Source organism: Bradyrhizobium sp. LTSP849 (assembly GCF_000938255.1).
In the GTDB taxonomy this organism is placed as follows: Bacteria; Pseudomonadota; Alphaproteobacteria; order Rhizobiales; family Xanthobacteraceae; genus Bradyrhizobium.
This window is the reverse complement of the sequence record NZ_JYMR01000002.1, coordinates 54,730-80,335: the sequence shown is the minus strand read 5'-3', so window position 1 is coordinate 80,335 and position 25,606 is coordinate 54,730. Positions and strand designations below refer to the sequence as shown.

The window sequence follows — 25,606 nt, the reverse complement described above, 5'->3', positions numbered from 1 at the left end:
AATATCAGCGGGAGAAACTGCCGCTGGGCATCGGTGCCGGGAAGGCCCCCTGCGACTGCTGTTGCTGGGTGGTCTGCGCCGATTGCGCCGGCTGCTGTACGGGTTGCTGGTCCGGCGGCGGCGCAGTGGTGCGCTTGCGGACGATCTTCTGCTTTGGCGGCGGTGCCGCCGGCGCTGGCGCCGCCTCGGGCTGGGTCTCGCCATCGACCTCGCCGGCCGGCGCTTCAGCCGGTGCGGCTGCGGTCGCGGCCGGCTGCCTGGTCTTCTTCGCCCTGGCGGATTTCGACGGTTTCGCCGCTTCAGCGGGCGGCGGCTCGACGGGCAGCGCTGCAACGGCAGGCGCATTCGGATCCGGCTGTTGTTGCTGGGCGCCCTTGTACATGTCTTTCGGCACGCCCTGCTCGAGGCCCGGCACGCCCTCGGGGAAGACCGGCTTGCGGTCGCCCGGCAGCTTCTTCTTGGTGTCGAGCCAATCGAGCATGTCGCTCGGATCGAAGCTGGAGCAGCCGCCCAGGACGCCGGTGAAGGCGATCAGGACGGCGGCTGCGATCAAGCGGGTCGTGCGGCGCATATCAGTATCTCGTCTCAGCTCTCGGGACCGTCAGCTTTTGGCGACGGGCGGCAGCAAGGCCTGTAGCGCCTCAGCGCGCGAGCGCAGCCCCGGCGGCGTTTCGCCGTCCTCGGCGATCGCGTCGAGCCATTTGCGGGCCGCGGTCATGTCGTTGTTGCGCCAGGCCGACAGCGCCAGCATCTCGCGGGCGCTGTGGCGGTAGGTCGACTTGGGCGTGGCGGACGCCTCTAATCGCTGCTGCATGTCGGCATAGCCAGCGCTGTCGAGCAGCAAGCCAGCCGCACGGATTTTTGCGAGATCCTGCCACTCGCCGCCGACGCCGCGATCAGCGGCGATGTCGTCGTAGATCTTGGCTGCAGCCTTGGGGTCGCGGGCCGCCGCCTCGGCCGCAGCGCGCAGCCGCGCCAGCGTGCGGTAGCCCGAGGGGGCCTTGGCGGCGAGATCGGTAAAGGCCGCCTCGGCCTCGGTGTGCTTGTCCTGTTCCGACAGCTCGACGGCCTTCTCGAAGGCAGCGCCGGCCTCGGCCGCCTTCTTGGCCTCCAGGTACTGGTAGCCGCGCCAGCCGCCGACGGCCGCCACGACCAGCACCATCAGGGCGATGAAGTAGATCGAATATTTGTCCCACAGCTTCTTGAGCTGTTCGCGACGTACTTCCTCGTCGACTTCGTCAAATAATTCAGACACTTAAGCTAATCCCATGCCCAGCCGGCAGCGCGCGCCAGATTGTGCGCGTCTAAAACCCGTCCCCACGTGCGGCGGCGATAACCTATCGATATGGCGGAGGCAAGGCAAAGCAAGCCCGATCAAGGCGTTAACGCTCGGTCCGGGATAGCCCGGGGTGAGGCTCGTCCCCGCTCAGGTCCCTACCAGAGCTCCCGCAACTGCCGCTTCAGCACCTTGCCATTGGCGTTACGTGGCAGCGGGTCGGCCGTGATCGTCATCGTCTCCGGCACCTTGTAATCGGACAACCGTTCGGCGCACCAGGCCCGCAGATCGTCGCTCCCGGCCTGCATGCGCGTCACCACCACGGCGTGGACGCGCTCGCCCAGCACCGGGCATGGCTTGGCAATGATCGCGCTCTCGACCACGGCGGGATGGCCGGCGAGCACGGATTCGACCTCGGCGGAATAGATCTTCAGACCACCGCGGTTGATCATGTCCTTCTGCCGGTCGAACACGCGAACAAAACCGTCAGCATCGACCGAGCCGAGATCGCCGGAATGCCAGAAGCCGCTGGTGAAACTTTCGGCCGTGGCCTTCGGGTTGTTCCAGTAGCCCTTGATGACGGAGGCGCTCTGGATCCAGAGCTCGCCGATCTCGCCATGCGGCAGCTCGCGCCCGTCCGTTCCCATCGCGATGATCCGCGCGCCGGGACACGGCAGGCCGACGCTGTCGATATGGCTCGCCGTCAGCTCACCCGGCATGATCGTTGACGGCGATGTCGTCTCGGTCGAGCCGTAGCAGTTCGCAAGCTTCAAGCCGGGAATCGTCGCCTCGAGCTTCTCGATGGTCGCGACCGGCATCGGCGCACCACCGAAGCCGCCGATGCGCCAGCTCGACAGATCATAGCTGTCGAAGTCCGGCTGGAGCAGGCAGAGATTGTACATCGCCGGCACCATCACCGTGTAGGTGACGCGCTCGCGCGCGGCGAGCTTGAGATAGTCGGCGGCCTTGAACTCCGGCATGATGATCAGCGCGCCGCCGCAGCGGATCATCGTCGTGATGTTGGCGACCACGCCAGTGACGTGGCCGAGCGGCACGGCAGCGATCGAACGGTCGGCCGCCGTCAATTGCAGGCAGGACACGAACACCATCGAGGAATGGACGATGTTGCAATGGGCCAGCATCGCGCCCTTCGGTTTGCCGGTCGTGCCCGAGGTGTAGAGGATCATCGCGGTGTCCTCTTCGCTCGTCTCGACCGGTGCCGGTGGCGGCGCGTTGTCCGCGAGCACCGCAAAGCGCGACAGAGCCGCATCGTCATCGACAGGAATCCGGTGGATCACGTCCGGGATGTCCCGCGCATCGGGCAACCGTCCTGCGAGCGCCGCTTCGTGGATCAGAATTTTGGCGCCGCAATCGGTGAGGACATAGGCGATCTCCGGCTTCTGCTGGCGCGTGCTGAGCAGGACGGTGACAAGCCCCTCATGCGCCGCGGCAAACAACAGCAGCGGAAATTCGATGCGGTTACCGAGCAGGATGGCAACGCGGTCACCGCGTCGCAGCCCCAGCTTGCGAAAACCCGATGCAATCCGCGTAGCCTGGTCCACCGCCTGCCGCCAGCTTAGCCGGACATTGCCGCAGATCAGCGCTTCGCCATTGCCATTGCGCGCGCAGGCGTCCGCGATCATGGCCCAGATGTTCGCGGGCCGGTCGCCGAAGGCCGGCACCACCCGATCGCCAAAGCGCGCCTCGAGCCGCATCGGCGGAATCTGAGATTGCGACCAGTCCATCGGAGGGCCCTCGGCTTGTTGCTTTTGTCACCTTCCGCGCATGGGCACGGGTCCCCGTCTTGCGCTGATCGGCTGAGGCTAGCTCCCCATGACGGGAACGCCAATCACGACTGGGTGGAACGCGAAAGCCAGCGCCAGATAGGCAACGATTCCGACTGCAACCGCGATCAAATCGTTGGTGACGCCGCCCACCGGGATCGGCGGCCCGCCGCCGTCTGTGCGATGTTTGAGCGAGATGCGGTCATACACCCCCCAGCCCAGGAACGAGCCGAACAGGATGATGGATCCGAGATCGCCGTTCGCCAACAAATGCGCGGCCGCCCACAGCTTGATCCCGGCCAGCATCGGATGCTTCAGCGTCGCATAGATACGGCCACGCAAGTAGGACGCAACCACCAGGATGACGGCAGGCAGCATCAGCGCGATCGTGATGTGCTTCATGGCCTTCGGCGGGTACCAGACGTCGATCCAGCCGGTCGCGCGATAATGCGCAAAGCCCCAGACGATCAGCGCCAGACCTGCGAGAGACACCAGCGAATAGAGGATCTTATAAGTCCCCTCGCCCAGCCTCGCGATCGCCTGCGCGCGCGCCTCGCGTTTTGTTGTGAAAACATGGGCGGCGAAAAACAGCACCAGCCCCAGGATCATGACCAGCAGACCCACGACGTCCTCCCCCTCAACCAACGCCCCGCTTATGGCGTATCATTGATTGGCGGATGGTCGCAACGGCGCTGCTCAGGAAGATCGGGTCGCGCACTACTTGCCAAGTTCCCTATTATCGACATAGCGGATCGCGATCGGCCGCCCGGCCAAGGCGCCACCAAGACCGCTGGTGAATTTCAGCGGCAGGCAGGCATTCAACGATGCATTGATCGCATTCAGATAGGTCGTTCTTGTATCGGCCGGGACGCCCGCGGTCGCAAAGGTCAGGCGCGGTGGGCCGACCAGGCCGCCGGTCTTGTTGAAGCTGAAGCGCACCGACATCTGCATGCCCGCTCGCCCATTGTCTGATGGCGGCGACCAGCAGGTCCGCAGCTCGGCGAAGAGGTCGCCGATCGTATCGAGATCGTGATCGGGCTTCTGGTATTTGGCGCGATCGGCCTCAGGCGGCACGCTCTCGATCGTGAGCTGAAGATTCTCCCCGTAGGGATAGTCGATCTCGGGAATACAGGGACCGTGCTGGAGCACGCTACAAAAGGACGGCGTGCAGGGCCGGCTGTCGAGCACGCTGCACGGCTCGTGCGAAAACGGGATCGGATTGATCTGCCGGTGCCGCGCGTCGGCCGCAACCGTTGATATCGCCAGCAGGATAAGAACAGGGACGTAGCGCCACATCAGCAGAACGTGGCACCGCCAGAGAATCCGTCAAGCCCGCGGGCGTTCACATGCTCGCGCTCAAGCGGCTGGGCCGCGCCCTACCCCTTCTTCTTGACGTCCTTGACGTTGGTGAACTCGATGCCCTCGGCGCGTTCCTTCGTATAGCCGAGATAAAACTCGTTCCTGGCCAGATACACGGGATCGCCGTCGACATCGTCGGCGATGCTCGAGGTGTTGGCGGCGAGGAACGTGTCGAGCTTCTTGCGGTCGTCCGAAGCGACCCAGCGCGCGAGCTGGAACTCGCTCACCTCGAACTCGACCGGCAGCGAATACTCCGCCTCCAGGCGCGCCTTGAGCACGTCGAGCTGGAGCGCACCGACGACACCGACCAGCGCCGGCGCGCCGTCGCGCGGGCGGAACACCTGCACGACGCCCTCTTCCGACATCTGCTGGAGCGCTTCCTTCAGCTTCTTCGCCTTCATCGCATCGGTCAGCCGGACTCGGCGGACGATTTCCGGCGCGAAGCTCGGCACGCCCACGAAGTTGAAATCCTCGCCCTCGGTCAGGGTATCGCCGATGCGCAGCGTGCCGTGGTTGGGAATGCCGACGACATCGCCGGCAAAGGCCTCGTCCGCGACCGAACGATCCTGCGCGAAGAAGAATTGCGGGCTCGACAGCGGCATGCTCTTGCCGGTGCGCACCAGCTTGGCCTTCATGCCACGGCTGAGCTTGCCGGAGCAGAGCCGCGCGAAGGCGATGCGGTCGCGATGGTTCGGATCCATGTTCGCCTGGATCTTGAACACGAAGGCGCTCATGCGTGGATCGGTTGCTTCGACCCTGCGCTGGTCGCTCTCCTGCGCGCGCGGCTCGGGCGCGAACTTGCCGAGCCCTTCCAAGAGATCGCCGACGCCGAAATTGCGCAGCGCGCTGCCGAAATAGACCGGCGTCAGATGCCCCTCACGAAAGGCCTCCAGCTCGAACGGCTTGGAAGCCGCGGTGACGAGCTCGAGCTCGTCCTTCACTGCCGATACGTCGAGATTGGCGTTGAGCTTTCCGAGTTCGGCGATCTCGATCTGCTGCGCCGCGCCGGTCTTGGCGCCGCCGCCTTCGAGCAGGCGCACGCCGCCATTGACGACATCATAGGTGCCGAGGAAATCGCGGCCGCGGCCGACCGGCCACGTCATCGGCGTGGTGTCGAGCGCGAGCGTCTTCTCGATCTCGTCGAGCAGATCGAAGACGTCGCGGCTCTCGCGATCCATCTTGTTAATGAAGGTGATGATCGGGATGTCGCGCAGGCGGCAGACCTCGAACAGCTTTCGCGTCCGCGCCTCGATACCCTTGGCGGCGTCGATCACCATCACGGCGGAGTCGACTGCGGTGAGCGTGCGATAGGTGTCTTCCGAAAAGTCCTCGTGGCCCGGCGTATCCAGCAGGTTGAACACGAGCCCTTCGAACTCGAAGGTCATCACCGAGGTCACGACCGAGATGCCGCGCTCGCGCTCGATCTTCATCCAGTCCGAACGCGTGTTGCGCCGCTCGCCCTTGGCCTTGACCTGGCCGGCGAGATTGATGGCGCCGCCGAACAGCAGCAGCTTTTCGGTCAGCGTGGTCTTGCCGGCGTCAGGATGCGAAATAATCGCAAAGGTGCGCCGCCGCGCCACTTCAGCGGCAAGCGGGGAACGGGCCGGCGATTCGGCGGAAATGGCGATGTCGGACATGGTGGCAGCGTTTGGCAGGGAAAATGGGCCTGATCAAGCCTCATTTGGTGATTGCGGAGCCCGTCGGCCAGCCCCATATCGGCGTTGGGAGGGACGGCCTTCCCCCTCATCAGCACATCAGCCGCGGGGACGACCCTGCCTTGCACGGAGGGTCGTCGTGGCCTGGAGCATCCTGTTCGTCGCCGGTCTTTTGGAAATCGCTTGGGCGATCGGGCTGAAATACACCGAGGGCTTTACCAGGCTCGTTCCGTCCATCCTCACGCTCGCGGCCATGGCCGGCAGCGTCATCCTGCTCGGTGTTGCCCTGAAGACGCTTCCGATTGGAACCGCTTATGCGGTCTGGACCGGCATCGGCGCGGTCGGCACCGCGGCGCTTGGCATCATCCTGTTCGGCGAACCGGCTACCGCGTTTCGCCTGGCCAGCATCGGACTGATCGTCGCCGGCATTGCCGGGCTGAAGCTCGTTACTTGAGGAAAATCTTGACCGCCCACCAGGTCAGCGCCGCAACGATCGCCGAGGCCGGCATCGTGATCACCCAGGCATAGACGATCGAGCTCGCGACATTCCAACGCACCGCCGAGAGGCGGCGCGCGGCGCCGACGCCGACGATGGCGCCGGTGATGGTGTGGGTGGTCGAGACGGGAACCCCGAGGAAGGTCGCGATGAACAGGGTCGCGGCGCCACCGGTTTCAGCGCAAAAGCCCTGCATCGGCGTCAGTTTTGTAATGCGCAATCCCATGGTGCGCACGATGCGCCAGCCGCCCATCAGCGTCCCCATCGCCATCGCCGCCTGGCACGACAGCACCACCCAGAACGGCACGAAGAATTCGCCGCCAAGTTGGCCCTGCGAATAGAGCAGCACGGCGATGATGCCCATGGTCTTCTGCGCGTCATTGCCGCCATGGCCAAGTGAATAGAGCGAGGCGGAGGCAAATTGCAGGATGCGGAAGGCGCGATCGACCGCAAACGGCGTCGATCGCACCGAGGCCCAGGAGACGACCGCAACCAGCACCATCGCAAGCAAGAAGCCGACGAGTGGCGACAGCACGATTGCGAGCACCGTTTTGGACAATCCGCTCCAGACCGCCGCCGAGAGCCCGGCCTTGGCCACGCCTGCACCGAACAGGCCGCCAATCAATGCGTGGGACGAGGATGACGGGATGCCGAGCGCCCAGGTGACGATATTCCAGACGATCGCACCGACCAGCGCCGCGAAGATCACCTGGGCATCGACGATCGCGGGATCGATGATGCCGGTGCCGATGGTCTGGGCGACATGCAGGCCGAACACCATGAAGGCGACGAAGTTGAAGAACGCAGCCCAGAACACTGCGAATTGCGGCCGCAGCACGCGGGTCGAGACGATGGTCGCGATCGAATTGGCGGCGTCGTGCAGGCCGTTCAGGAAGTCGAACAGCAACGCGACGGCGATCAGTCCGACCAGGACGGGAAGACCCAACGCAGCATCCACAATGCGGCCCCTGCCTTAAAGTTTGCGCATGATCTGAACGGAAAACCGCTGCACACTTTTCCGGATCATGCGCTAGACTTGTTCAATGACGATGCTGTTGATCTCGTTCGCCACGTCATCGAAGCGATCGGCGACCTTTTCGAGGTGGTCGTAGATCTCGGCCCCCACGATGAAGTTCATCGAATTGCCATCGCGATGTTTGAGGAACAGCTCCTTCAGGCCGATGTCATGGAGGTCGTCGACGCGGCCCTCCAGCTTGGTCAGCTCCTCCGTGATCGCGGTCAGCATGGCCACGTTCTTGCCGATCTCCTGCATCAGCGGCAGTGCACGGCCGACCAGATTGGCGCATTCGATCAGCAGAGCGCCGATCTCTCGCATCGGCGGCTCGAAAGTGCGGACCTCGAACAGCATCACGGCCTTCGCCGTCTGCTGCATCTGATCGATGGCGTCGTCCATCGAGGTGATCAGGTTTTTGATGTCGAGGCGGTCGAACGGCGTGATGAAGGTGCGGCGTACCGCGGTCAGCACCTCGCGGGTGATGTTGTCGGCGTCGTTCTCGAACTGGTTGACGCGCTGGCAATAGACCGGCGTCTCCTCGCCCCCGTTCAGCATGCCCTGGAGCGCGATGGAGCCCTGGATCACGGTCTGGGCGTGGCGGTCGAACAGGTCGAAGAACCGTTCTTCCTTGGGCAGGAAAGCGCGAAACCATCGCATCATGGGGATAGGCTACCGGTTGGAAATGGCCCGGCCCGAACAGGCCGTCACGAAACTGTCATAGACCATTTTCAATCTGCGTGCGTGTCACCTCACGCCCGCGGAGGCGGATCATCCACCGCTTTCAACAAGAAGGTAAATCCACGTGATATCAAAGCCTTAGAGTGAACGCCGGAAGTAATGCGCGATTTCGCCGACGACGCCGCGGCGGAAGGTGAGCACGCAAATCACAAAGATCGAGCCCTGGATCACCGTCACCCACTGGCCGAATCCCGCCAGATATTGCTGCATGGCGATGATCGCGAAAGCACCGACCACAGGCCCGAAGATGGTGCCGAGGCCGCCAACCAGCGTCATCAGCACGACCTCGCCCGACATCGACCAGTGCACGTCGGTGAGCGAGGCATTCTGCGCCACGAACACCTTCAGCGACCCGGCCAAGCCGGCCAGCGTGCCCGAGAGGACGAAAGCCAGGAACTTGTACTGGTCGGTCCGATAACCCAGCGAGATCGCGCGCGGCTCGTTCTCGCGGATCGCCTTCAGCACCTCGCCGAACGGCGAATTGATGATGCGGTAGATCAGCAGGAAGCCGGCGAGGAAGCCGACCAGCACGACGTAATAGAGCACGGTCGGCTTGGACAGATCGAACACGCCGAACAAGTGCCCCTGCGGAATGCCCTGGATGCCGTCCTCGCCGTGGGTGAACGGGGTCTGCAAATAGAGGAAGTAGAGCAACTGCGACAGCGCCAGCGTGATCATCGAGAAATAGATGCCCTGGCGGCGGATCGAGATGTAACCGGTCACGATCGAAAGCACGAAGGCGCCGGCGACACCGACGAGGATGCCGAGCTCTGGCGGCAGCGCCCACACTTTCAGCGCATGCGCGCTGCAATAGCCTGCCGTGCCCAGGAACATCGCGTGACCGAACGACAGCAGGCCGCCATAACCGATCAGCAGGTTGAAGGCGCAGGCGAGCAGCGCGAAGCACAGCGCCTGCATCACGAAGAACGGATAGATGCCGCTGAACGGCACCGAGGCCAGCAGCAGCGCCATCACCACGAATACGATCATCTCGTCGCGCATCGCGCGCGGGGTCACCGGAAGCGTGTCGTCCGTCAAGGCTGTCATATCAGGCGGCCCTTCCCGTCAATCCCGTTGGCTTCACCAAGAGCACCAGCACCATCAGCACGAACACGACGGTGTTGGAGGCCTCGGGATAAAAATACTTGGTCAGGCCCTCGATCACGCCGAGCGCAAAGCCCGTGATGATCGATCCCATGATCGAGCCCATGCCGCCGATCACCACCACCGCGAACACGACGATGATGAGGTCCGCGCCCATCAGTGGCCGCACCTGGTTGATCGGCGCCGAGAGCACGCCGGCGAGCGCCGCAAGGCCGACGCCGAGGCCGTAAGTCAGCGTGATCATCCGCGGCACGTTGACGCCGAAGGCGCGCACCAGCGTCGGATTTTCAGTGGCGGCGCGCAAATAGGCACCGAGCCGTGTTTTCTCGATCAAGAACCAGGTGGCGACGCAGATGACCAGCGAGAAGATGACGACCCAGGCGCGATAGATCGGCAGGAACATGAAGCCGAGATTGATGCCGCCCTTGAGCTGATCCGGAATGGCGTAAGGCAGGCCGGACGAGCCAAAATAGTTCTGGAAGACGCCTTGCACGATCAGCGCGATGCCGAAGGTCAGCAGCAGTCCGTAAAGGTGATCGAGCCCGGTCAGCCATTGCAGCATGGTCCGCTCCAGGATCATGCCGAAAATGCCGACCAGGATCGGCGCGATCAGCAGCGCCCACCAATAGTTGAGACCGACGAGGTTCAGCAGGAAATAAGCGCAGAACGCGCCCATCATGTAGAGCGCGCCATGGGCGAAATTGATGATGTTGAGCATGCCGAAGATCACGGCAAGCCCGAGACTGAGCAGCGCGTAGAACGAGCCGTTGATCAGTCCCACCAGTAGCTGTGCATAGAGAGCCTGCATCGATCCCGCACCCAGTCCCTTCGGCGTTCCCTAAAGCGCCCGCCGGCTCACAGCCAGCGGGCTATTGGTCTTACTTCTTCAACAGCGCGCACTTGCTTTCGGACAGCGGCGTGAAGGCCTGGTCGCCCGGCACCGTGCCGACCAGCTTGTAGAAGTCCCACGGTCCCTTGGACTCGGAGGGCTTCTTCACCTCGAACAGATAGGCGTTGTGGATGGTGCGGCCGTTGGGCTGAATCTCACCCTTGCCGAACAGCTCGTCTTCCGTCGGCAACGACTTCATCTTCTCGACGACCTTGACGCCGTCATGGGGATTACCGCCGAGAGCGTCCAGCGTCTTGAGATAGTGCCGCACGCCCGCATACACGCCCGCCTGCACCATGGTCGGCATCGCGCCGTTCTTCATCTTCTCCGAGAATTTCTTGGAGAACGCCCGGGTCTGGTCGTTCATGTCCCAGTAGAAGGTCTCGGTGAAGTTCAGGCCCTGCGCGGTCTCAAGGCCGATCGCCTTGACGTCGGTGAGGAACAGCAGCAGCGCGGCAAGCTTCTGGCCGCCCTTGACGATGCCGAATTCGGCCGCCTGCTTGATCGAGTTGGTGGTGTCGCCGCCGGCATTGGCAAGGCCGATGATCTTGGCCTTGGAGGCCTGCGCCTGAAGCAGGAAGGATGAGAAGTCCGGCGTGTTGAGTGGATGCTTGACGCCGCCGACCACCTTGCCGCCATTGGCGGTGATGACGGCGGTGGTGTCGCGCTCGAGCGCGGCGCCGAAGGCGTAGTCGGCGGTCAGGAAGAACCAGGTGTCGCCACCGGCCTTCACCAGCGCCTGGCCGGTGGTGTGAGCCAGCATGTAGGTGTCGTAAGTCCAGTGCACGGTGTTGGGCGAGCACTGCGCGTTGGTGAGGTCCGAGGTCGCCGCACCCGAATTGATGTAGACGCCGTTCTTTTCCTTCACGACGTTGTTGACGGCAAGCGCCACGCCGGAGTTCGGCACGTCGACGATGATGTCGACCTTGTCGACGTCGAACCATTGCCGCGCGATCGCGGTCCCGATGTCCGGCTTGTTCTGGTGATCGCCCGAGATGATGTCGATCTTCCAGCCCTTCGCCGCGAGGCCGGAATCCTCAACGGCCATCTGTGCGGCGACGGTCGAGCCCGGACCGCCGAGGTCGGCGTAGAGGCCGGACTGATCGGACAGCGCGCCGATCTTGACGGTCTTGTCCTGCGCGAAGGCTACGCCAGCGGTGGTCACGGCCAACGCAGTGCCGAGCAGAAACGACGCAATCGACTTTGTCTTCATGCTATTTCCCTTGTGAATTTTCTCTCGGCCGTTTGACTCTTGGCCGTTCTAGACGCCGAGATAGGTGTGGAGCTTGTCCATGTTCGCGGCAAGCTCCGAATTGGCAAATCCGTCAATGATCTTGCCGTGTTCGACCACGTAATAGCGGTCGGCGACGGTGGATGCGAAGCGGAAGTTCTGCTCGACCAGAAGGATCGTAAAGCCTTCCTTCTTGAGCCGCGCAATGGTGTGGCCGATCTGCTGGATGATGACCGGAGCCAGACCTTCGGTCGGCTCGTCCAGCATCAGGAAGCTCGCGCCGGTGCGAAGAATGCGCGCGATCGCGAGCATCTGCTGCTCGCCGCCGGACAGCTTCGTGCCCTGGCTGTTGAGACGCTCCTTCAGGTTCGGAAACAGATCGAAGATCTGCTCGAGCGGCAATCCGCCTGCGCGCACCACCGGCGGCAGCAACAGATTCTCCCGCACGTCGAGACTGGAGAAGATTCCGCGTTCCTCCGGACAGAACGCGATGCCCATGCGCGCGATCTTGTCGGAGGTCGAGCGGATGATGTCCTGGTTGTTGAACTTTATCGAGCCGGTGCGCTTGCCGATGATGCCCATGATCGACTTCAGCGTGGTCGTCTTGCCGGCGCCGTTGCGCCCGAGCAGCGTGACGACCTCGCCCGCGTTCACGTCGAAGTTGATCCCGTGCAGGATGTGGGACTCGCCATACCAGGCCTCCAGGTTGCGCACCTGAAGGATGTTGCCGCCGGTCGCAGCCTTTGCCGGAGCGTCGGCCATCGCGGTGTCAGTCATGACCGGCTCCCAGATAGGCTTCCTTGACGCGCTCGTCCTTGGTGAGCTCGGAGTAATGGCCTTGCGCGAGCACCTGCCCGCGCGTCAGCACGGTGATGATGTCGGAGAGATTGGCCACCACGCTCAAATTATGCTCGACCATCAGGATGGTATATTTCGCCGAGATACGCTTGATCAGCGCCGCGATCTTGTCGATGTCCTCGTGGCCCATGCCGGCCATCGGCTCGTCCAGCAGCATCATCTCGGGATCGAGCGCGAGCGTGGTCGCGATCTCGAGTGCGCGCTTGCGTCCATAGGGCATCTCGACCGCCGGCGTGTTGGCGAACTCGCTGAGGCCCACATCGTTCAACAAATCGCGCGCGCGGTCGTTGAACCGATTCAGCACCGACTTGGAGCGCCAGAAATCAAAGGAGCTGCCGTGCTGGCGCTGGAGCGCGACACGGACGTTTTCCTGCGCAGTGAGATGCGGAAACACCGCTGAGATTTGGAATGAACGAACCAGCCCCATGCGGGCCACGTCGGCGGGCGCCATCGCGGTAATGTCCTGTCCCTTGTACAGGATTTTTCCGGCAGACGGCTTGAGGAACTTGGTCAGAAGATTGAAGCACGTCGTCTTGCCGGCCCCGTTTGGGCCGATCAGCGCGTGGATACTCCCACGGCGGACCTTGAGCGCAACGTCGCGGACGGCAAAGAAGCCCGCGAACTCCTTGGTCAAGCCTTCCGTTTCGAGAATGAACTCATCGGCCAAACAGATTTCCCCCCGCCCGCGCGAACCGCGCGTAGCTGTCCTTGTTACTTCGGCGTTCCGGAGGCCTTGGAGCCTTCCCGGAACACCGCCTCCGGGCGCGGAATATGCCGGAGGTGACGGGGGTTAGGCAAGGCGGAAAGCTGAGCAGATCAGGCCTCCGGCCGGGAGACTGATGCTCCCTTAGTCGGAAGTGTTTTGATGTCGCGCCTGCCCGGCCTCCCGGTTCGCAACGCGCCGCCATCAAGCCGTCGTTAACGATCTTTGGTGCCGCGCGCCAGCCTTCATAGAAAATTTTCCCGCAACAAGCATCGTGCGCGGGTTTCTATTGCCGGGAATATTGTTTTGGAATTCACCAGCGCCGCTCCCCCCGTCGTCAAGTCGATCAAGCAGCGCGATCTCCTCAACACGTGGCTGCGACTTTATGCGCGCCAGCAGATTGCGCCGGCGATCTGGGAGTATCAGCCCGCCCGGCTCGAGGAAGAGCTGTCTGATCTGATCTACTACACGGTCGACAATACGACGCCGACGCCGCGCCTGACCATTCAGAGCGAAGGCACCCGCATCTCGCGCGCCTACGGACATACCGGCAAGGGAATTCTGCTCGACGACTATATCGGGCCGCGGCTCGCGCCCTTCGTGATGCCGATCTATTGTGAATGCGTGGCACGCGGGCTTCCGGTCTATAGCGTTGCCGACGTCGACGACATCTACGGGCGTGTCGTCGCCTATGAACAGTTGCTGCTGCCTTTCCTGACCGACGACAAGGTCAGCCACATCATCGCCTCGCTCAAGACCTTCTGCGAGGACGGCGGCTTCGAGATCAAGAATCTGATGCGCGGAAATGACGCGCTGCCGCGCCCAAAACTGCGCGCGGTGATCGACCGCGATCTCTTTCACCGCGCCCCAGGCCGCATCGCGGCCGCCGATATGGTCGAATTCGCCGATCAGCCCGGTCCGGGCGTCACCACCGAGATCATCGAGCTGAACTAGAGCTCCGTTCCGATGAAATCGGAACGGAGCTCTAGAATCTTGTTTTGACGCGTTTTCTTTACGCGAACCGGAATCCACTTCGCTCGAAAACGCTCTAGCCCTTGCGCGCTTTGGCGCCGACCTCCTTGTCGTAGATATCCGGCTTGAAGCCGACCAGCAGCTTGCCGCCGATTTCGAGCACAGGCCGCTTGATCATCGATGGTTGCGCTAGCATCAACGCCAGCGCCTTCTTCTCAGTCAGCCCTTCCTTGTCGGCCTCGGGCAGCTTCTTGAAGGTGGTGCCGGCGCGATTGAGCAGCGTCTCCCAGCCGAGCTTGTCGCTCCATTGCTTCAGCTTGTCCTTCTCTACGCCTGCAGCCTTGTAGTCGTGGAACTCGTAGGCAACGCCATGGGTGTCGAGCCAAGTGCGCGCCTTCTTCATGGTGTCGCAGTTCTTGATGCCGTAGATGATGTTGGGCAAGACGTCCTCGCGCATGCGTCGTGTGATGCTGTGGCCGTGGCGTTGTACGAAACTCCGGTTCACGCGACAATATTGCGAACGAGATTTCGAACTTTCTGAACGGACACATCATGCACGTCACTCACGACCCCGCCGCGACCGCGTCGCCGACCATCGACTTCAACAGCTTCCTTGCGGTCGATATTCGCGTCGGCACCATCGTCGATGCCAAACCGTTTCCTGAGGCGCGCAAGCCGGCCTGGCGGCTGTGGATCGACTTTGGCCCGGCGATCGGGGTGCGCAAGAGCTCGGCGCAGATTATCGAAAATCATCCGCTCGAGACGCTCGTGGGACAACAGGTCGCGGCCGTCGTCAATTTCCCGCCGCGCCAGATCGGCCCGGTCGTCTCGGAGGTGCTGACGCTCGGTTTTCCCGATGCCGACGGCAAGGTCGTGTTGATGCAGCCGAGCAAGCCCGTGCCGAATGGCGGACGGCTGTTCTAGGGACGCCAGTTCAAGCGCCGGACCGTCGTCTTTGCTGGCGGGCCTGCCAATCGTCCGATTCTCCTGTTGGCCCGGCTCCGGGGTGCTTGGACTTGACCAAAACTGCTTTGTCCTCTAAAATGACTGACTGATCGGTTTTTATTATGCCAGACTACATTTGATCGCTCTTTGACGGAATTCTAAAACGATCGAACTGTCAGTTATTTATGGACGGGACGGATGCCCAAGATCAGCGACAAGCAACGCGAAGGCCGGCGCCAGCAGATCCTCGAAGCCGCCCTCGCCTGCTTCTCCGAGAACGGTTTCCACCAAACCGGCATGGCCGACATCGTGAAGAAGTCGGGGCTGAGCCACGGCGCGGTCTATGTCTACTTCCAGGGCAAGGACGACCTGATCGAGGCGCTCGCCGACGACCGGCATCGTCGCGAAGCCGTGCTCAATTCGGTCGCGCAGGGATCGGGCGATCCGATCGAAGGACTTCACGCGCTGGTCCGCGTCTACGCGCAATGGCTCACCGATCCCGCCGGCGAAGCCCGTCGGCGCGTCGGCATCCATGGCTGGGCCGAGGCGCTGCGCAACCGCCGCGTCCGCACCAGCGTCGTCGAGGGCATCGACATACCGCGCGCGCTGATCGTGGCGCTGGTCGAGCGCGCCCAGCACGACGGCCTCATCAAGCGCGAACTCGGGGCGGATGCGATCGCGCGCGTGCTGGTCGCGATCTTCCAGGGCTTTGTGCTGCAAAAATGCTGGGGCGAGGATTTGGACGTCGAGGCTTGCATGGCCGCTGTGGCGAGCGTGATCGAAGGATTTTGCACCACCAAACCCGACGTCAAGCGACGAACCAAGGCTTGAGTGATGTCCTGGATGCACGAACTGCTCGCAGGTATCGGCGTCGGTCTCGTCGGAGGGCTGACATCGGGCTTCATGGGCACAAGCCCGGGTGGCGGTCTCGTCATCTTCTGCGTGCTGCTGCTGGGCGCTGAGCAGCACATCGCCCAGGGCACGTCGTTGATCGCGCAGGTCCCTCCGACCGGCCTCGCCGGCGTGCGCCGCTACTGGCAGAACGGCAATCACAGCCCGCTGCAATGGATCGCCTGGATCGGCATCGGATTTCTCGTCGGTGGTGCGGGCGGCGGCTACGCCGCGGCCGCCGTGTCCGACGCGGTCCTGCAATGGACCTACGTCGTCTACCTCGTTGCGCTGATCGCAGCGCTGGTGCTGCGGCGGGACCGTAAGGATGGCAGAAGCGAGGCCGGCGATCCCGACCAATTGCCCTGGCTCCCTCTGCTTCTGATCGGCATGCTTGCCGGCTTTTCCTCCGGCTTCATGGGCATCGGCGGCGGGCTCGCGATCACGGTCGGCCTCGCCGCGGGCCTGCGCGTGCCGCAGCATCAGGCGCAGCTCGTCAGCCTCATCTTCTCGGTGATCCCGACCAATATTCCGGCGGCATGGATCTACTGGAGCAAGGGGCTCATGGTCGGCTGGCCGGCCATCATCGGCATTCTTGCCGGCCTCTGGATCGGCACAGATTTCGGCGCACGCATGGCCAACGGCGTCAGCAAGTCGGTGCTGCGCCGGACCATGATCGCCCTCGTCTCGCTGATGGCGCTCTATATGACCTACAAGGCCCTGAGCTAATTTCTCAAGGCCGCGTCGGAATGTTGAGCCCGCGCTGCACCGCTGGACGTGCCAGCCCGCGTTCGAGCCAGGCACCAACCGACTTGAACTGGGTGAATTCGACGAGATCGCCGGCGCCGTAGAAGCCGATGAGGTTGCGCACCCAGCCGAGCATGGAAATGTCGGCGATGGTGTAGTCGTCATCCATGAACCATTGCCGGCCGGCAAGATGCGTTTCCATCACGCCGAGCAGGCGCTTGGACTCGTTCACGTAACGCTCCAGCGGCCGCTTGTCTTGAAAATCCTTGCCGGCGAATTTGTGGAAGAAGCCGACCTGCCCAAACATCGGCCCGATGCCGCCCATCTGGAAATGCACCCACTGGATGGTCTGGTAGCGGCGCGCGGCATCCTGCGGCAGAAGCTTGCCGGTCTTCTCCGCGAGGTATTGCAGGATCGCCCCGGACTCGAACAGCGGCAGCGGCTTGCCGCCGGGCCCGTTGGGATCGAGGATCGCCGGGATCTTGCCGTTCGGATTGAGCGAGAGGAATTCCGGCGTCTTCTGGTCGTCCTTGCCGAAGTCGACGAGATGGACCTCATAAGGAAGCCCGATCTCCTCCAGCATGATCGAGACCTTGACGCCGTTCGGCGTCGGCAGCGAATAGAGCTGAAGCTGCTCGGGATGCTTGGCCGGCCAGCGCTTGGTGATGGGAAAGGCGGAGAGATCGGACATCGGGACCTTCGATCTGCTGTTGGGGCGCATCTAATCTAGGTGAGGCGCGGTATGACGCAAGGTTCAATACAAGACTCAATAATTGATCTCCATCCGCAGTCCGCTCGGATCGATCTCGTCGCCGCCGACGCGCTGCGTGCTGTCGCGCGCAGCAATCGCGCAGGCACAGGCATCGATGAGATCGTCGCGGCCGATGCCGGTGCCGTGGCGCTGGGTCAGCCATTTCGGCAGGCGCGTGAAGCCGCGTTGCTCCAGAAGCGCGATGCGCTGTTCGCGTCCTTGCGCTGACGTCTTCTTCGCGAGCCTGACTCGCCCTGCCAGATTCCAGAAGATCAATTCCGGATGCGCTTCGCCGACGATCGCCTGACGTGCCGGCGTCATGATCGCGTCGACGTCCCTGATCTTGTCCCTGATGTTCCAGAGTTGAGCCGACACGCCCCTGCCCTTGCCCTCGTGTTGCCAGTAATGCCGATTGGCGGCGGCCATGTCGGGAAACGTCCAGAGGTCTCGGCGCGCGCCAAGAAACACGGCGGGGCCAACCAGCTCGCGGGCGCGCAAGTCGCACGCGCGGTAGCCGCTCGCGTTCAATCCGATCGGCATGTCGATCATCGCGCGCGCATGCGGCATCGCGAGCAACCGCGTGAGGCCTGGCGAATAATCGAAGCCGTGTTGGCCATGATCATCGATCCAGGCAGCGACCCAGCCGAAGCGAAATCCATCGAGACCGAGATAATTTGGCACGTCCGGATCCCGACGGTCCCCTCGTCAGCCACCAACCGCCTGATAGGCCAGCCGCTTGAACTCGAAGAAGAAGGGATTCCAGAAGCCCATGTAGCGCTGGGTCATCAGCACACCGGCTGTATTGGCCTGCGGGCAGATCCACCAATGGGTGCCGGCAAGGCCGCCCCACTGAAATTCGCCGGTCGAATTCGGAGGATCGAAGGGCATCGGCGCGAAGGTGACGGCGCCGCCGAGACCAAAGCCCTTGCCGGGGATCGGCCCGAGATTGGCGAAGCGAATCACCTGGCTTGCCGGCAACTGGTTCGTCATCATCTGCCGCAGCGTGTCCGGCTTCAGCAGCGCGTCAGAACCGGGCAATAGCGCGCGCACCAGCGCGAGCATGTCCGGCAAGGTCGAGGCCAGACCGCCGCCACCCGACAGCCGCGGGAGCGGACGCCGATAGGCCTGCGGATAAGGCAGGTTGTCGGCGCGCGCGAGGCCCGGCTTCATCGGATCGAGCACATCGGCGCCAGTATAGAGCGCGACCAGCCTGCTCTGCTGCGCCTCGGGCACGAAGAAGCCCGTGTCAGTCATGCCGAGCGGATCGAAGATGTGCGCCTTGAGGACGGCATCGAGCGATTGGCCGGAGACGACCTCGACGACGCGGCCGAGCACATCGGTCGCCACCGAATATTCCCAGCTCGTGCCGGGGTGATAGGACAGCGGCAGATCGGCGAGCTTGTCGATCATGTCGGTCAGCGGCGTCAGCGGATTGAGCACGCGCGCCTCGTTGTAACCCTTGAACAGCACCGAGCCGGGATCGAAGATGCCGTAGCTGAGGCCCGAGGTGTGGGTCAGGAGCTGACGGATCGTGATCGGGGTCTTCGCCGGCTCGACATCGGCGAGGCTCGCCGCGCCGGGCTTCAGCACCTTGCGATGGCCGAGCTGCGGCAGGAATTTTTCGACCGCATCATCGAGCCCGATACGGCCTTCCTCGACCAGCAGCATGATTGCGCAAGTGACGAAGATCTTGGTGTTGGAAAATGCCCGAAAAATGTGATCGGGCCGGAGCGCAGTGCTGGCCTCGCGATCGGCGAAGCCGACGCATTGCTGATCGACGACCTCACGCCCGCGCAGCACCGCCCAGGACACGCCGGGGACGATCTCCTGATCGACATAGCGCTGCATCGCCGTCCGCGCGGCGGAAAATTCTGCTGTTCTGGCGTCCATGGATTGGTCCCTCCCCGAATTGGTTGAGATGGATATAACGACAAATCGGTCGCGGGGAAGCCCGCCCTCAAGACACCCCGCCGGCGCCGACAGCGCCGACATTTTTGTTTCGCCGCGTGTTCATCCCGGCGCGAGCAACACAACGAAAAGCACTGCAATCCTCGCGGAAAGACCTCATTAAGCGCGCGGCCTTTAGCCTCACACCCATGTTCAGCGTATCTTCAACTTCACCAGGGGTGACCGGCAAATGACCTCGATCTCTGCAACGACCACCAATTCTTATTCCCCGCTCGACCGCCTCAAGAGCGAGCTCACCAAGGAAGTCTCGGCGGGCACCATCAGCTCGAGCGACGAGTCCGCACTCTCGTCCGCGCTCGACGACATCGATTCGTCGCTCAAGAGCGGCGCGTCGAACTCGAGCTCCTCGACGCCTCCCTCGTCCGACGAGATGCAGTCCAAGATCGACGACCTCATCCAGAACGAGGTGTCGAGCGGCAAGCTGACCAGCGACCAGGCTAGCGAGCTGAAGAACGTGTTCGCCAACACCTTCTCCAATAGTGCCGATGGCGCTGGTCCCCCGCCTCCGCCGCCGGATGGAAGCAGCGACTCATCGAGCACGAGCAGCACCGACTCCACCTCCTCGTCCGATTCCTCGTCCAGCTCGTCTTCGTCCAGCTCGTCTTCGGCGACGACCGCGGAGCTGATGAAGGAGCTGATCGCGATGCTTCAGAGCGCGACCAGCCAGTCGACCTCCTACAGCTCCAGCGGCAGCAGCAACTCCTCCTCCGCGAGCTCACTGCTCGTCGACTACAAGACCTGAGTTCTAAAGCGCGATGAGATTGGAATGAATCGTCATCGCGCTTTAGGTTGTTGTTTGAGCATGATCTTTTCGGAAAACCGCTTCGCACTTTTCCGGATCATGCTCTAGTGGCCCGGTGCGCGCCACCGGGCCGTCATCCCTGCTTCATAAACGCCGTGACGTGCAGACGACGGCGGATGCGCATGCCCTGCCGCTGATAGAGCGCGATGGCGGAAATGTTGCTCGAGAACACGTGCAGGAAGGGAATTTCGCCGCGCGCCTCGATCTGGCGCGCGACCGCCGCGAGCAGCGCCTGCGCGTAGCCGCGCCCGCGATGGTCGGGATGAACGCAGACGGCCGTCATCTCGGTGAAATTGCCCGGCTTCATCCGCTCGCCCGTCATCGCGATTAATTCGCCGCCGGCGCGGATGCCGAGGAACGTCCCGAGCTCGTGCGTTCGCGCAGCAAAGGGGCCGGGCTTGGTCAGCTCCGTCAGCGCCATCATGGCGGGAACGTCGGCCGCACCGAGCGTGACGATCTCGGCGTCGCGCAACGGGCTGTCAGCGGGCGAACCGATCATCTGCTCGCCGGTCTCGGCGAGCACGACCTTGAAGCCGTCGGGAACGTCGACGGGCCCCGGCGTGAACAGCACAGCGACTTGCGATCCCGACAGGAGATCGCCAAGCGCAGCAAAGCTCGCCTTAGACATGTCCGCCATGTCGGCGAACGGCGTCATGTCCACGGGATAGCGCAGCGCTCGCGCGCCGCCCTCCGCCAGATGCTTCTGGCTCGTCGTCAGCGCGCTCCAGATCGGACGATCCAGTAGCCGCTCATCGCTGTCGGACACCGGCTCAGTCCTTGTCGAAACTGACGATCACGGCCGCATTGGCGATGAGGATGGGGTCGTTGCCCTGCTCTGGGGCCGAGGGAATCTCCAGCCCGCCCTTGACCGCGTTGACGGTGACGGTGCCGTAAGGCAGCTCCTTGGCGACCGCCTCCTTGTCGACGGCTTCGGGATTCGGCACCGCGATCGTGACGTCGACGAACATGTCGTTCGCCGTCTTGTCGATCATCCGGAAGAAACCGAGACTCGAATGCCGGATCGCGTCCGACACCGCACGCTTCGCCGCCTTGGTCGCGTCCTTGCCGTGAACGTCGACGCCCATGCCCATCTCGGTGATACAGCGAACGCGAGTCATTTCATATTCCTGTGGTTGGTTGGATGATTGTTAGTATCGGCGGGCAAGATCACGCCTTCAACTTCTCATGCGCCCGCAGCTCGTCGACCAGCACCCGCACATTCTCCGAATAGTCGATCGGGATCACGACCAGATGCACGCCACCCGCCTTGAAGGCTGCGTCGAGCGTCGGGCCAAAACTGTCGATCCTCTCGATGCGATGCCCCTGGGCGCCATAGGCCTTTGCGTACAGGACAAAATCCGGATTGCCAAAAGTCATGCCGAAATCGGCGAAATTGTCGACGGCCTGTTTCCAGCGGATCATGCCGTAGGCGTGATCCTCCAGCACCAGCACGACGAGGTTGAGCTTGAGGCGGACGGCGGTTTCCATTTCCTGGCTGTTCATCATGAAGCCGCCGTCGCCGGCGACCGCGAGCACGCGGCGATCCGGATAGAGCATCGCGGCCATCATCGCCGACGGCAGGCCGGCGCCCATCGTTGCGAGCGCGTTGTCGAGCAGCAGCGTGTTGGCGACGCGAGTGCGGTAGTTGCGCGCGAACCAGATCTTGTACATGCCGTTGTCGAGCGCGACGATGCCGTTCTCCGGGATCACCTGCCGGATGTCGTGCACGATGCGCTGTGGCGTCGGCGGCCAGCGCGCCTCGGTGGCGCGATCGGCGATATGCGAGAGGATCTCTTCGCGCAACGGCAGCAGCGCCGCCGCCTGCGGCAGCTTGCCCTCGAGCCGGTCGGCCAGAAGCTCCAGGCTTGGCCCGACGTCGCCGACGACTTCGGCGTCGGGAAAATACACCTGCTCGACGCTGGCCGTGGTGTAGCTGACGTGAATGACCTTCGGTCCCGACGGCCCCATGATGAAGGGCGGTTTCTCGATCGCATCGTGGCCGATCGCGACGATCAGGTCGGCGGCCTCGATGGCGTCGTGGACATAGTCGCGCTCGGAGAGCGCCGCGGTGCCCATATAGAGATTGGTGCCGCCCGGAACGGTGCCCTTGCCCATCTGCGTGGTGAAGAAGGGAATGCCGGTCCGCCGCACAAAACTTGCGATACCGTGCGTCGAGCGCGGCCGGCTGGTTGCAGCCCCCATCATCACCAGCGGATGTTTTGCTGCCAAAATCATCTCGGCCGCGCGGTCGAGCGCGGCGCGATGGGCAACGGGGATTTCGATCGGATGGATCGGGATTATCGGAACCGCTGGCACTTCATCGCCCGCGATGTCCTCGGGCAGTTCGAGGTGCACCGGACCCGGCCGCTCCTCCATCGCCACACGAAAAGCGTCGCGCACCACGGTCGGGATAGAGGAAGCGCTAATGATCTGCCGCGAGAGTTTCGTCAGCGGCTTCATGGTCGCGACCACGTCGACGATCTGGAAACGCGCCTGCCGGCTGCTCATGATCGGCTTCTGGCCGGTGATCAGGATCATCGGCATCGCACCGAGATGCGCATAGGCCGCACCGGTCGACAGATTGAGCGCGCCCGGACCAAGGGTCGACAGACACACGCCGGGCCGACCGGTGAGCCGGCCATGGGTGGCGGCCATAAAGGCAGCAGCCTGCTCGTGGCGGGTCAGGATCAACTTGATCTTGGAGGTGCGCAGCGATTCGACGAGATCGAGATTTTCCTCGCCGGGAACGCCGAAGATGCGGTCAACACCTTCATTCTCCAGCGCCGCAACGAACAGATCCGATCCCTTTGCCTTGCGTTCCTGCTCGCTCATGTCGCCTCCCGGTCACAGCTCCGGTTTCCGCACCCGCGGGAACCCGCGCGCATGGTAACCGCGTGGCGCTCAGGCACAACTCACAATGCGGCGGCCTTATCAGCGCGCACGAATATTGTCGTCCAGGTCTTCGCAATGACGGAAGTGCAACGCAAGGGCTCGTAGCCCTTACTTCACCTTCAGCGACAGCTCCGTGCCGCCCTTGAGCGGCAGCGTCATCGAGACAAAACCGTTTTGGGGATCGCGGATGAAGGCGATGTAATCGGGCTCGGCGTTGTCGTTCATGACGTAACCGCCGACAAGGAGTTGCGGCGTGACGATCTCTATCACCTCGCGCGCCAGCGAAGGACCTCCCTCGCCCGGCCAGCCGTCGATCAGGACAAAATCGACGGGGCCGCCGAGATCGCTCAACGTTTTCCGCGCGTCGCCTTCGCGGATGTCGGCGTAGTCGGCCAGACCCGCCTCCGCGAGATTGCGTCTGGCGGTTTCGACCTTGGCCGGCACGATCTCAGAACCGATCACGGTACCGCCGCCATTGTCGCGCAACGCCGCGGCAAAATAGAGCGTCGACATGCCGACCGAGGTTGCGAATTCCGCCACGCGCGTGGCGCGCAGGCCGCGGCACAACAGGTAGATCAACTCGCCCTGCTCGGGATGTATCGAAAAGCCCTGCTCGGCATAGGCGTGGGGATCGCGGCTGTTGAAAGAGCCGCGTGGTCCCCCACCCGGCGGGCGCTGCCGCGCCGCCTGCATGCGGGCGATGACGGCATTGACGCGCGGATCTTGAATCGGGCTGTGAGGCCGATCATTCATGTGCTGTTTTCCTCGCAGTCCATTACTTGCCGAGAATTTCCGCCGCCGCACGATCCAGGATCGCGGCGATGCGGCGCGCCTCGGCAGAGTCGCTGCCGTGCTTGGCACGCAGCGCGCGCTTGAGATTGTGGCGGGCGCGGTGCAGTTCGTCGGAGGCATCAGCATCGAGATCGCCGACGCCGGCAAAAGCCTCGCGCACCTCGTCCATGCGACCGCCGATCCGCGACAGCGCCTGAAGGATCGCGTCTGCGGTCGTGCGCTGCTCGGCAAGATACGCCTCACCCTGCGGCGTGATGCTGTAGAGCTTGCGTCCGCCATCCTGCTCGACGCTGCTGTGGCCGACCTCTTCGAGATAGGTCAGCGCCGGATAGATCACGCCCGGGCTCGGTGTGTAAAAACCGCCGGAGCGCTCCTCGATGATCTTGATCAGCTCATAGCCATGCGCCGGGTTCTCGGCGAGCAGCGCCAGGATCACCAGCTGGAGGTCCTGCGACGACAGCCGCCGCGCGCCCGGGAAATCATCGCCGCCGCGCCCGAAAAAGCCATGTCCGCCACGGCCGAAGCGAGGCCGCCCGCCGTGCCGGCCCATAGCAAAGTGAGCGAAGTGCCCAAAGTGGAAGTCTCTGTGGTCCCGGTGTTTACCAAACATATCTTACGTCTCCTTCTCAAAACATATCTTACGATATAGTTTGCGATAGTCGAAGCGCAAATCACGGGTCCGTGATCGCCGCCGGCCGGGGGCGGGCCGCCCGGCTTTACTCAGCGGCCTCGCTGTGGGGGACGCCCTGCTCGACCTCGAGCTGGAGGATGTCATTGAAGCGGTTGAAAGCGCCGCACAGCGCGATGCGCCAGGTCAGTTCGACGATCTGGGATTCGGAGAAATGGGTGCGGAGACGCGCGAAGATCTCGTCGCGCGTCTTGTTCCAGTTGTTGGTGACGGCGATGGAATATTCGACGACGAGCTTGTCGAGCTCATCGAGCTCGGGGTGATCCTTGTAGTCGACAAGGCGCGCTGCTCCCGCCTCCGACACGCCCTGCACGGCGAGCTTGGGCGCGTGGTGCGAGACGCAATAGTCGCATTTGTTGAGCAGCGACACCGTGACCAGCGCCAGCTCGAGATGACGCTTCGACACCAGGCCTTCGCTGGCGAGGTCGACCAGCAGCGACCACATGTGCTTGAAGATCGGCAGCCTGTGCGCCATGACACCGGCTTGGTTCTCGAACGCGCCATAGGTCGTCATCTTGTCCCACAGCGGTCTCAGTGTCTCCGGCAGATCGTCCCTGGTCTTGATCGAAACTCGCGACATGGCATGCCATCCTCGGTTGGAACGTGCATGCTGCCACAAGGGCGCGCCGATGTCCGCTGTTGCAACCGCATGACACCCAGGACCTTTGAAGCCCGCTGTCTTCGCCTGCCCGCTGCCACCAGGGTGGTGCAGTGGGAGGGCACCTCCGTGTTCAAGGTCGGCGGCAAGATGTTTGCGCTGAGCGGTGGCTTTACGTCGAGCTACATGTTCAAGACCTCGAACATGGCCTATGCGATGCTGATCGAGCATGGCGTGGCGCGGCCGGCGCCGTATCTGGCGCGCGCCAAATGGCTGCAGCTCGTGAGCAACAACGCTTTGCCGGATGCCGAACTCACGGCCTATCTCACGCAAGCCCATGCCCTGATCGTGGCAAAGCTCACACGCAAGGCCCGCAAGGAGCTCGGGCTTGCCTCGCCTGAAGCGGCGCCGAGATAGCGATCACCGCGTGCAGCCGCCGGCCACTCGCGGTGACA

The 25,606-nt window shown here is 63.2% G+C and carries 30 protein-coding genes; 7 read left to right on the top strand and 23 right to left on the bottom strand.

The annotated features are described in order from the left end of the window. Positions 1-4 precede the first annotated feature (4 nt). The 6 genes from UB31_RS01595 to UB31_RS01570 all read right to left on the bottom strand — a co-directional run bounded on the left by UB31_RS01595 (position 5) and on the right by UB31_RS01570 (position 6,056). A complete protein-coding gene (locus UB31_RS01595; RefSeq protein ID WP_045000406.1) occupies positions 5-571 on the bottom strand; it encodes a hypothetical protein in 567 nt (188 codons plus the stop codon). A 30-nt stretch (positions 572-601) separates the two neighbouring features. Continuing rightward, positions 602-1,255, bottom strand: coding sequence for a tetratricopeptide repeat protein (locus UB31_RS01590; protein WP_045000408.1), 654 nt, complete (start codon positions 1,253-1,255; stop codon positions 602-604). 179 nt (positions 1,256-1,434) lie between these two features. Next, positions 1,435-3,021 carry a class I adenylate-forming enzyme family protein gene (locus UB31_RS01585; protein WP_045009562.1) on the bottom strand — a complete coding sequence of 529 codons (1,587 nt, stop codon included), beginning with the start codon at positions 3,019-3,021 and terminating at the stop codon, positions 1,435-1,437. A gap of 78 nt (positions 3,022-3,099) precedes the next feature. After that, positions 3,100-3,684, bottom strand: a complete 585-nt coding sequence (locus UB31_RS01580; RefSeq protein ID WP_045000413.1) for an NnrU family protein — start codon at positions 3,682-3,684, stop codon at positions 3,100-3,102. Between the two features lie 93 nt (positions 3,685-3,777). Further along, positions 3,778-4,356, bottom strand: a complete 579-nt coding sequence (locus UB31_RS01575; RefSeq protein WP_045009561.1) for a UCP034077 family protein — start codon at positions 4,354-4,356, stop codon at positions 3,778-3,780. Positions 4,357-4,436: 80 nt separating this feature from the next. Further along, positions 4,437-6,056: a peptide chain release factor 3 gene (locus UB31_RS01570; protein ID WP_045000416.1), complete on the bottom strand. Its 1,620-nt coding sequence runs from the start codon at positions 6,054-6,056 to the stop codon at positions 4,437-4,439. 157 nt (positions 6,057-6,213) lie between these two features. Here UB31_RS01570 and sugE point away from each other — a divergent pair, with 157 nt between their 5' ends. Further along, a complete protein-coding gene (gene sugE, locus UB31_RS01565) occupies positions 6,214-6,528 on the top strand; it encodes a quaternary ammonium compound efflux SMR transporter SugE (RefSeq protein WP_045009560.1) in 315 nt (104 codons plus the stop codon). Here the strand turns inward: sugE and UB31_RS01560 are convergent. The 7 genes from UB31_RS01560 to UB31_RS01530 form a co-directional block, all read right to left on the bottom strand. Then, on the bottom strand, positions 6,521-7,528 hold the full coding sequence (locus tag UB31_RS01560; RefSeq protein ID WP_045009559.1) for an inorganic phosphate transporter: 1,008 nt from the start codon (positions 7,526-7,528) through the stop codon (positions 6,521-6,523). The genes sugE and UB31_RS01560 overlap by 8 nt on opposite strands. A gap of 72 nt (positions 7,529-7,600) precedes the next feature. Then, positions 7,601-8,245, bottom strand: coding sequence for a DUF47 domain-containing protein (locus UB31_RS01555; protein ID WP_045000421.1), 645 nt, complete (start codon positions 8,243-8,245; stop codon positions 7,601-7,603). A gap of 156 nt (positions 8,246-8,401) precedes the next feature. Further along, on the bottom strand, positions 8,402-9,370 hold the full coding sequence (locus UB31_RS01550) for a branched-chain amino acid ABC transporter permease (RefSeq protein WP_045000423.1): 969 nt from the start codon (positions 9,368-9,370) through the stop codon (positions 8,402-8,404). Between the two features lies 1 nt (position 9,371). Further along, complete coding sequence (locus UB31_RS01545; protein ID WP_045009558.1) at positions 9,372-10,235, bottom strand: branched-chain amino acid ABC transporter permease; 864 nt, start codon at positions 10,233-10,235, stop codon at positions 9,372-9,374. A gap of 70 nt (positions 10,236-10,305) precedes the next feature. Continuing rightward, positions 10,306-11,529 (bottom strand): ABC transporter substrate-binding protein, encoded by a 1,224-nt coding sequence (locus tag UB31_RS01540; RefSeq protein WP_045009557.1) that lies wholly within the window; start codon positions 11,527-11,529, stop codon positions 10,306-10,308. Positions 11,530-11,577: 48 nt separating this feature from the next. Next, entirely contained in the window at positions 11,578-12,324 is a 747-nt protein-coding gene (locus UB31_RS01535; protein WP_045009556.1) for an ABC transporter ATP-binding protein, read from the bottom strand. Next, a complete protein-coding gene (locus tag UB31_RS01530; protein WP_045000430.1) occupies positions 12,317-13,072 on the bottom strand; it encodes an ABC transporter ATP-binding protein in 756 nt (251 codons plus the stop codon). The genes UB31_RS01535 and UB31_RS01530 overlap by 8 nt, the downstream gene beginning before the upstream one ends. 342 nt (positions 13,073-13,414) lie before the next feature. Between UB31_RS01530 and UB31_RS01525 the strand changes: the two genes are divergently transcribed. Further along, positions 13,415-14,062 (top strand): hypothetical protein, encoded by a 648-nt coding sequence (locus UB31_RS01525; RefSeq protein ID WP_045009555.1) that lies wholly within the window; start codon positions 13,415-13,417, stop codon positions 14,060-14,062. A 94-nt stretch (positions 14,063-14,156) separates the two neighbouring features. On the opposite strand, the gene UB31_RS01520 is transcribed toward UB31_RS01525, so the two are convergent. Further along, positions 14,157-14,522: an ArsC family reductase gene (locus UB31_RS01520; RefSeq protein ID WP_045009650.1), complete on the bottom strand. Its 366-nt coding sequence runs from the start codon at positions 14,520-14,522 to the stop codon at positions 14,157-14,159. Positions 14,523-14,632: 110 nt separating this feature from the next. Here UB31_RS01520 and UB31_RS01515 point away from each other — a divergent pair, with 110 nt between their 5' ends. From UB31_RS01515 to UB31_RS01505, 3 genes are all read left to right on the top strand, one after another. Further along, the gene (locus UB31_RS01515; RefSeq protein ID WP_045009554.1) at positions 14,633-15,004 is read left to right on the top strand and encodes a tRNA-binding protein; all 372 of its coding nucleotides are present in this window, start codon (positions 14,633-14,635) and stop codon (positions 15,002-15,004) included. A gap of 219 nt (positions 15,005-15,223) precedes the next feature. Then, entirely contained in the window at positions 15,224-15,856 is a 633-nt protein-coding gene (locus tag UB31_RS01510) for a TetR/AcrR family transcriptional regulator (protein ID WP_045009553.1), read from the top strand. Positions 15,857-15,859: 3 nt separating this feature from the next. Beyond that, entirely contained in the window at positions 15,860-16,642 is a 783-nt protein-coding gene (locus UB31_RS01505; RefSeq protein WP_045000438.1) for a sulfite exporter TauE/SafE family protein, read from the top strand. Positions 16,643-16,646: 4 nt separating this feature from the next. On the opposite strand, the gene UB31_RS01500 is transcribed toward UB31_RS01505, so the two are convergent. From UB31_RS01500 to UB31_RS01490, 3 genes are all read right to left on the bottom strand, one after another. Beyond that, positions 16,647-17,351, bottom strand: a complete 705-nt coding sequence (locus UB31_RS01500; RefSeq protein WP_045009552.1) for a glutathione S-transferase family protein — start codon at positions 17,349-17,351, stop codon at positions 16,647-16,649. A gap of 75 nt (positions 17,352-17,426) precedes the next feature. Beyond that, positions 17,427-18,092: a DUF429 domain-containing protein gene (locus tag UB31_RS01495; protein WP_045009551.1), complete on the bottom strand. Its 666-nt coding sequence runs from the start codon at positions 18,090-18,092 to the stop codon at positions 17,427-17,429. Between the two features lie 24 nt (positions 18,093-18,116). Continuing rightward, complete coding sequence (locus UB31_RS01490) at positions 18,117-19,301, bottom strand: serine hydrolase domain-containing protein (protein WP_156175128.1); 1,185 nt, start codon at positions 19,299-19,301, stop codon at positions 18,117-18,119. A 247-nt stretch (positions 19,302-19,548) separates the two neighbouring features. Here UB31_RS01490 and UB31_RS01485 point away from each other — a divergent pair, with 247 nt between their 5' ends. Then, complete coding sequence (locus UB31_RS01485; protein ID WP_045009549.1) at positions 19,549-20,121, top strand: hypothetical protein; 573 nt, start codon at positions 19,549-19,551, stop codon at positions 20,119-20,121. A gap of 133 nt (positions 20,122-20,254) precedes the next feature. Here UB31_RS01485 and UB31_RS01480 read toward each other — a convergent pair whose 3' ends face one another. The 6 genes from UB31_RS01480 to UB31_RS01455 all read right to left on the bottom strand — a co-directional run bounded on the left by UB31_RS01480 (position 20,255) and on the right by UB31_RS01455 (position 25,133). Continuing rightward, complete coding sequence (locus UB31_RS01480; protein WP_045009548.1) at positions 20,255-20,947, bottom strand: GNAT family N-acetyltransferase; 693 nt, start codon at positions 20,945-20,947, stop codon at positions 20,255-20,257. Between the two features lie 4 nt (positions 20,948-20,951). Beyond that, positions 20,952-21,299, bottom strand: coding sequence for a Lin0512 family protein (locus UB31_RS01475; protein WP_045000446.1), 348 nt, complete (start codon positions 21,297-21,299; stop codon positions 20,952-20,954). A gap of 49 nt (positions 21,300-21,348) precedes the next feature. Next, positions 21,349-23,013 carry an acetolactate synthase large subunit gene (locus UB31_RS01470; RefSeq protein WP_045009547.1) on the bottom strand — a complete coding sequence of 555 codons (1,665 nt, stop codon included), beginning with the start codon at positions 23,011-23,013 and terminating at the stop codon, positions 21,349-21,351. A 168-nt stretch (positions 23,014-23,181) separates the two neighbouring features. Continuing rightward, positions 23,182-23,826 (bottom strand): O-methyltransferase, encoded by a 645-nt coding sequence (locus UB31_RS01465; RefSeq protein ID WP_045009546.1) that lies wholly within the window; start codon positions 23,824-23,826, stop codon positions 23,182-23,184. Between the two features lie 22 nt (positions 23,827-23,848). Continuing rightward, complete coding sequence (locus UB31_RS01460; protein WP_045009545.1) at positions 23,849-24,475, bottom strand: PadR family transcriptional regulator; 627 nt, start codon at positions 24,473-24,475, stop codon at positions 23,849-23,851. Between the two features lie 106 nt (positions 24,476-24,581). After that, positions 24,582-25,133, bottom strand: coding sequence for a carboxymuconolactone decarboxylase family protein (locus tag UB31_RS01455; protein WP_045009544.1), 552 nt, complete (start codon positions 25,131-25,133; stop codon positions 24,582-24,584). 69 nt (positions 25,134-25,202) lie between these two features. On the opposite strand from UB31_RS01455, the gene UB31_RS01450 reads away from it, so the two are divergent. Beyond that, positions 25,203-25,568: an MmcQ/YjbR family DNA-binding protein gene (locus tag UB31_RS01450; RefSeq protein ID WP_045009649.1), complete on the top strand. Its 366-nt coding sequence runs from the start codon at positions 25,203-25,205 to the stop codon at positions 25,566-25,568. The last annotated feature ends 38 nt before the right edge of the window (positions 25,569-25,606 follow it).

Excerpts from the sequence above, each read along its gene's own strand:
- UB31_RS01555 (WP_045000421.1), bottom strand. The coding sequence starts at position 8,245 with ATGATGCGATGGTTTCGCGCTTTCCTGCCCAAGGAAGAACGGTTCTTC.
- UB31_RS01470 (WP_045009547.1), bottom strand. The coding sequence starts at position 23,013 with ATGAGCGAGCAGGAACGCAAGGCAAAGGGATCGGATCTGTTCGTTGCG.
- UB31_RS01515 (WP_045009554.1), top strand. The coding sequence starts at position 14,633 with ATGCACGTCACTCACGACCCCGCCGCGACCGCGTCGCCGACCATCGAC.
- UB31_RS01455 (WP_045009544.1), bottom strand. The coding sequence starts at position 25,133 with ATGTCGCGAGTTTCGATCAAGACCAGGGACGATCTGCCGGAGACACTG.
- UB31_RS01505 (WP_045000438.1), top strand. The coding sequence starts at position 15,860 with ATGTCCTGGATGCACGAACTGCTCGCAGGTATCGGCGTCGGTCTCGTC.
- UB31_RS01535 (WP_045009556.1), bottom strand. The coding sequence starts at position 12,324 with ATGACTGACACCGCGATGGCCGACGCTCCGGCAAAGGCTGCGACCGGC.
- UB31_RS01465 (WP_045009546.1), bottom strand. The coding sequence starts at position 23,826 with ATGAATGATCGGCCTCACAGCCCGATTCAAGATCCGCGCGTCAATGCC.
- UB31_RS01575 (WP_045009561.1), bottom strand. The coding sequence starts at position 4,356 with ATGTGGCGCTACGTCCCTGTTCTTATCCTGCTGGCGATATCAACGGTT.
- UB31_RS01570 (WP_045000416.1), bottom strand. The coding sequence starts at position 6,056 with ATGTCCGACATCGCCATTTCCGCCGAATCGCCGGCCCGTTCCCCGCTT.
- UB31_RS01585 (WP_045009562.1), bottom strand. The coding sequence starts at position 3,021 with ATGGACTGGTCGCAATCTCAGATTCCGCCGATGCGGCTCGAGGCGCGC.
- UB31_RS01500 (WP_045009552.1), bottom strand. The coding sequence starts at position 17,351 with ATGTCCGATCTCTCCGCCTTTCCCATCACCAAGCGCTGGCCGGCCAAG.
- UB31_RS01450 (WP_045009649.1), top strand. The coding sequence starts at position 25,203 with ATGACACCCAGGACCTTTGAAGCCCGCTGTCTTCGCCTGCCCGCTGCC.
- UB31_RS01595 (WP_045000406.1), bottom strand. The coding sequence starts at position 571 with ATGCGCCGCACGACCCGCTTGATCGCAGCCGCCGTCCTGATCGCCTTC.
- UB31_RS01485 (WP_045009549.1), top strand. The coding sequence starts at position 19,549 with ATGACCTCGATCTCTGCAACGACCACCAATTCTTATTCCCCGCTCGAC.
- UB31_RS01510 (WP_045009553.1), top strand. The coding sequence starts at position 15,224 with ATGCCCAAGATCAGCGACAAGCAACGCGAAGGCCGGCGCCAGCAGATC.
- UB31_RS01550 (WP_045000423.1), bottom strand. The coding sequence starts at position 9,370 with ATGACAGCCTTGACGGACGACACGCTTCCGGTGACCCCGCGCGCGATG.
- UB31_RS01490 (WP_156175128.1), bottom strand. The coding sequence starts at position 19,301 with ATGGACGCCAGAACAGCAGAATTTTCCGCCGCGCGGACGGCGATGCAG.
- UB31_RS01460 (WP_045009545.1), bottom strand. The coding sequence starts at position 24,475 with ATGTTTGGTAAACACCGGGACCACAGAGACTTCCACTTTGGGCACTTC.
- UB31_RS01540 (WP_045009557.1), bottom strand. The coding sequence starts at position 11,529 with ATGAAGACAAAGTCGATTGCGTCGTTTCTGCTCGGCACTGCGTTGGCC.
- UB31_RS01545 (WP_045009558.1), bottom strand. The coding sequence starts at position 10,235 with ATGCAGGCTCTCTATGCACAGCTACTGGTGGGACTGATCAACGGCTCG.
- UB31_RS01475 (WP_045000446.1), bottom strand. The coding sequence starts at position 21,299 with ATGACTCGCGTTCGCTGTATCACCGAGATGGGCATGGGCGTCGACGTT.